The 1,649-nt window shown below is 63.3% G+C and carries 2 protein-coding genes; one reads left to right on the top strand and one right to left on the bottom strand.

The annotated features are described in order from the left end of the window. Nucleotides 1–141 (bottom strand): ATP-binding cassette domain-containing protein (locus Q0349_RS14145; protein ID WP_366916314.1); only part of this gene is annotated, 141 nt, incomplete at its 3' end. A gap of 325 nt (nucleotides 142–466) precedes the next feature. Between Q0349_RS14145 and Q0349_RS10300 the strand changes: the two genes are divergently transcribed. Continuing rightward, on the top strand, nucleotides 467–1,649 hold a 1,183-nt coding region (locus Q0349_RS10300), incomplete at its 3' end, for a biotin--[acetyl-CoA-carboxylase] ligase (protein ID WP_298080829.1).

The raw sequence follows: 1,649 nt of genomic DNA, 5'->3' as shown, positions 1-1,649 counted from the left end.
GATGGAGGACTTGCCGGCGCCGTTGGGGCCGACCATGCCGATCTTGGCTCCGGGGTAGAAGGCCATGGTGACGTCGTCGAGGATGACTTTGTCTCCGATGGCCTTGCGGGCCTTGATCATCTGATAGATAAACTCCGCCACGTCTCTCCGTTCGGGGTTGGCTGCTGTGCGCCGGCCTGGGCGGGCGCGCTTTCGCAGTCAATGGTACCGACGAGGCGCCGGACGCCGTTGGGAGTCATCCCACACCCGCATCGGTGATCCTGGTCTCACACCCCACCGGGGGGCAGTGCGCGCATTCGGCCCCCGCACTGGCATCCCCCCTGGTTACGGCACCGTAATGGTTTGGGACGAACTGTTCAACTATTGAACCTCCGGAAGCGTAGGTCCGCCCTTTCCGACAAACTTTGAACCAATCCCGTGGCCATCACTATGCCCACCGCCAGAAAGCCCCACGAGAGGAGCGCGCATGGACGGACTCCAACGCATACCCCTCGACCCCCGCGTCAGCGCGCCGGTCTACCACATCGCCTCTACCCCCTCGACGAACTCCCTGGCCGTCGAGCTCATCGCCGACCAGGCCACCCCCACCCCGCACATGACGACTGTCGTCGCCACCGAGCAGACGGCCGGGCGCGGGCGGCAGGGGCGTTCGTGGCAGACGCAGCTGGGCGAGAGCCTGCTGTTCAGCGTGGGCTGGAGCTGGGACAAGCCGCAGCATGAATTGACGGCGCTGGCTTTGGTGGTGGCGTTGGCGTGCCGGCGTGGTTTGGCGCGTGCGGGTTGCGAAGTGCGCATCAAATGGCCGAACGATTTGGTGGTGGGCTTGGACAAGCTGGGCGGTATTTTGATTGAAACCGTGCGGCAGAACGGGCAGACGCACAGCGTCATCGGCATCGGTATCAATTTCATCAATGCCGGCGCGGTGCCGGGGCGTATCGGCGTGCAGGCTGCCTGCAACGGCAAACCGACTTCGCACGATGTTTTCAGCGCGGTGTTGCGCGAATTGGACAACGCATTGACCGTGTTCGAACGGGAAGGTTTCGCGCCGATGAAGGCGGAGTATGAAGCCGTCCACCGCGACCAAAACCAGCCGGTTGCCCTGCTGCGCGACGGCGTTGTGGTGCAGTCGGGTTATGCGGCGGGCGTGGATGTGTCGGGTGCGCTGTTGCTGCGCGATTATCGCGGCGAAGAACATTTGATCAGCAGCGGCGAAGTAAGCCTGCGCCGCCCGGAACAAGTGGCCGCCGAAAAGCAGCCTGCACACGGGGAACACGCCGCCGCGCATTATTTACTGTTGGACGGCGGCAATAGCCGCTTGAAATGGGCGTGGGTCGAGCAGGGGAAAATCGTGCGGACGCAGGCGGCGCATTACCGAGATTTGGCCGCGCTGGAACAGGATTGGCAGGAATATGCCCAGCCGCATACGCAGATTATGGGTTCGGCGGTGTGCGGCGAAGAGAAGAAGCAGAAAGTGCAGGCTGCTTTGCCGCAGCATATCGTTTGGCTGGGCTCGATGGCGCAGGCGGCCGGCATACACAACCATTACCGCCATGTGGAAGAACACGGCGCGGATCGTTGGTTCAATGCGCTGGGCAGCCGCAAATTCACCCAAAACGCCTGCGTGGTCGTGAGCTGCGGCACGGCCGTGA

This window comes from uncultured Cardiobacterium sp., from assembly GCF_938028185.1.
GTDB lineage: Bacteria > Pseudomonadota > Gammaproteobacteria > Cardiobacteriales > Cardiobacteriaceae > Cardiobacterium.
This window is presented reverse-complemented; position numbering and strand designations above follow the sequence as displayed.